Here is a 3688-nt window from a genome sequence, read left to right on the forward strand (position 1 = left end):
CCGAGAGACTTCATCCACAGAGGAATCATCACGTTATCCCGAGGCTGTGTCGTTTCTGCGCCCTTGCCAGGACTCTCGCCCTGCTGTTCTGACAGCCCACTTTCTCACGGAGAGGGGACTTTCCTCAGCCGGCCCGCGATGAACGCAGACCTACCGTCAGCCATCCGCCTTCTCCTGGCAGACGATTACTACGCAATCGGAGTACAAAAGCCTTTCTGAAGACCCATTCGAACAATACTGGCCTCTCAGATGACCTTCGTGGGAAGGAACGCGGTCTTTATAGTGACTTGACCGGTTGCGGAGTCGAAATAGGCTGACCGACCTCTGTTGCCTTCGAGGTCCTCTGCCACGATCCGAATGTTGTGTTCCCTGAGAACACTTCTGGCACCCATGCTGTTTTCTCTCCCAACATTAGCTATAGCGAGGTTGAGACCGGGGAACATCTGAGCGCCGCCGACGAGTTTTGCGACCAAGCGCTCTTTCTTGACACCATATCCAATCATCTCTTTCACTAGCTTTCTCGTACCCGTGTCAGCATACTTCTCCTCTTTATCGCACTTGACCGGAGCGTGTGGCAGTAGTACATGCACGATGCCGCCTGTCCTGATGCCTGGATCGTACAGGATCACGGCCACGCAAGAACCCAGTCCCAAGCACACCAGCTGTTCCGGCGCGTGGCATATGGCGATCTGAGCGATCCCGACGGTCCTCGGTTCAATCATCTTCTGGATTCTCCCATCCTCTCCAGAATGAGCGTCAGGGTGGATTCCTCGGGCAGCATGAGGAAGTATCCGTCGAAGTGGCTGTCAAGTGCCTTGAAGGATGTGTGGACTGCGAGGACTGTGTCCACTCTCTGAGCGAGGCTTGCCAACGGAATGTCGAGGACCGCACCGAGAAGGTCGACTGTGGCATCCGGGGGCGCCGGGATCATGTCGATATCGATCATCTTCGAGACAGCCATCAGGTACCAGCAGAGGCATATGTTGCCGACCTCCTTGAGGGCCGATTTCTGGATCTCTGTCAAGGAAGAGAGATCGACCTTCTCCTTCGTGAGGTGTGTTAGGAGCGTGATAGCCGATGCCTCTGGAAGGACGACTAGGATTCCGCTCTTGAGTTCGCCACACAAGTATGTGTACGTCCCCGCGACAACCTTGTCGGCCCCGCCCAGCCACTCGGAGACCTTTGCCATGGGCAGAATATCGCACGAGGTCACATCGTTCATAAGCTCGACATCCAGCAGGTAAGACAGCGCGGTCGCAGCGCTCCCCGCTCCTATGTTGGCGAACTCTCTGATTATCTCTATCGCTCTGCCGGCCTTCTCGTCCGTCATTCCTGCTCACCCTCCGAGTATGGAGTCCACATCTAGTATCAGAGCTATCTTGCCGTTTCCGAGAATCGTTCCGCCAGATATGCCGCGGACCTTCCTCAGCCTATGATCTAGTGATTTGACGACAATCTGCTGATGACCGCTCAGTTCGTCTACCTTCAGCGCGGCCCTGCGGTCCCTGCTCTGCACGATCAACGTGTTGATCCCATTCATCTTCGGTCCCTCTTCGATGCCGAAGAACTCCCGCATCCGTATGAGCGGCAGGACCTCCCCTCTGAGCTGAACCACCTCTCTGCTTCTAATGGTCTTGATATCATCGGTTTCGTACTTGTGAGTCTCGACGACGGTTCCCATGGGTATGGCGTATGTCTGGTTTGCTATGCCGACCAACATCGCCTCTATTATCGCGAGCGTGAAAGGCAGCCAGAGCGAGAATGTGGACCCCGCACCCTTGGAAGTATTGACCATGACCGTCCCTCCAAGGTCTTCGACATTCCTCATGACGACGTCGAGGCCGACTCCCCTGCCTGACACTTCGGTAACTTCGGTCTTCGTGGAAAATCCCGGCCTGAACAGCAGATCGATCAACTCCCTTCCGGTGGCGGCATCCGCCTGCTCCTTGGTCATGATGCCTCTCGCGATGGCAGTCTTCCTTGTCACATCCAGGTCTATTCCCTTACCGTCGTCTGAGATCTCGATCAGGACATGGTCCTGCTGTTTGGAGGCCACTATCCTGATGAGGCCCTTCGGCCTCTTGCCCAAACGCACTCTCTCTTCCATAGGCTCGATGCCGTGGTCGATGCAGTTCCTGAATAGGTGCATGAGAGGCTCTGTGATCTTGTCCACCACAGTCCTGTCCAGCTCGATGCTCCCGCTCTCGACCGCTAGCTCGACATCCTTCCCCTCGGCCTTGGAAATGTCCCTTACCATCCTGGGGAATCTGCTCATGACCGTGTCGAGAGGTATCATGCGAATGCCGAGCACCCTCGACTGAATGTCGAAGGTCAGCTTGTCTATGAGAGTAGAGATCTCCTGGAGCTCGTAGTCATCGTGAGCTGCTGCCTTCTCCTTCAACCTGCTCCTCCCGATGACTAGCTCACCCACATTGTCTAAGAGGTCGTCCAGCTTGTCCATGCCAACTCTGACATTCTGCGCAAGCGGGGCCTCTGATGTCGACGCTTCCGAGGTAGTCTCCTGCCTGGCCATCCTGTTCCACTTCTCCATAGGTTCGTCGGTCGCGCCCACGAGCACCTCATCGACATCAGTCATCGCCACAACTCGTCTCAGAACCTCCGTAAATTTCTCTCCAGGAATGACCACGACGGTCATGTCTTCGAACATGTGTTCGCGCTCGATCTCCTCCTCAGTAGGAATCGTCTGCTCGATCTCTGCGGCCTTCGCCAGTTCTTTGAGAATCACGACCGCCCTCGCAGACGGTAGAGCGCATCGCCTTCCAAGTTTGATCTTGACAGATGTTGTCTTCTTCGGTCCAGCCTCGCGTGTTGCCGGGCGTTCCTCCTTCGCCTTCTTCTTGACTGGCGGTGGCTTGGGCATTCCGGAAAGGATGGCCTTGAGCTGTTCGATCAACTCGGGGTTCTCGTTGACGGGGGTGGAGTTCTCAACGGCCGAGACCATGACCTCGAGCGCGTCAACGCACCTGAAGATGGCTTCCGCGGAGTCGCCCGTGGGTTGAATCCTGCCTTCCCTGACAGCTGAAAGGATGTCCTCGAGCGCATGCGTGGTGTCAGTTATCACCCTCATGTTCATCATGCCAGCCATGCCCTTGATGGAGTGGCATGCCCTGAAGACCTGGTCAATCATCCCTTTGTTGCTCGGATCCTTCTCGAGCTCGAGCATCGAGTCGCTCATAACCCGCAGGCTCTCCCTGGCTTCAGTGACGAAGAGCTTCGAATACTTGGTCATGTCGAGTTCTTTCGTCAAGCTGGATCACCCCTCCAGGAATCTGATGATCTCTCTCGAAATCTCTTCGAGAGACACGATCTTGTCTGCGGCTCCTGCTTGTATGACGGCCTTGGGCATGCTCGCAGCGACAGAGCTCTGCTCGGATTGAACTAGGATCCTGCCTCCTTCCGCCCTGATCGCCTTCGCGCCCTCGGCGCCATCTGAGCCCATGCCTGTCATTATTATGCCCAGCACCGACGCTCCCATGCAATCGGCTGCGCTTTTGAACAGGAGGTCGGCTGAGGGCTTCACGAAATTTACAGGAGCTCCATCGTCCAGTTTCATGATAAGCGTGGTCGCGCCCTTCCAGCCAATCCTGATGTGCTTCCCTCCGGGGGCGAGGTACGCGACGCCCTTCTCGGCCATGAGCCCGTCAGATGCCATGGCTACCTTAGGTCC

At 56.2% G+C, this 3688-nt stretch carries 4 protein-coding genes; all 4 read right to left on the reverse strand.

Annotation, left to right across the window (positions count from 1 at the left end):
• Nucleotides 1–245 precede the first annotated feature (245 nt).
• A complete protein-coding gene (locus KJ653_04685) occupies nt 246–722 on the reverse strand; it encodes a chemotaxis protein CheD (GenBank protein ID MBU0685128.1) in 477 nt (158 codons plus the stop codon).
• Nucleotides 719–1330: a chemotaxis protein CheC gene (locus KJ653_04690; protein MBU0685129.1), complete on the reverse strand. Its 612-nt coding sequence runs from the start codon at nt 1328–1330 to the stop codon at nt 719–721. Before KJ653_04690 ends, KJ653_04685 begins: the two co-directional genes overlap by 4 nt.
• Before the next feature lie 6 nt (nt 1331–1336).
• A complete protein-coding gene (locus tag KJ653_04695; GenBank protein MBU0685130.1) occupies nt 1337–3268 on the reverse strand; it encodes a chemotaxis protein CheA in 1932 nt (643 codons plus the stop codon).
• 6 nt (nt 3269–3274) lie between these two features.
• The coding region (locus KJ653_04700; protein ID MBU0685131.1) for a chemotaxis protein CheB at nt 3275–3688 on the reverse strand (414 nt) is incomplete at its 5' end.

It is taken from the genome of Candidatus Thermoplasmatota archaeon (assembly GCA_018814355.1).
GTDB lineage: Archaea > Thermoplasmatota > Thermoplasmata > UBA10834 > UBA10834 > COMBO-56-21.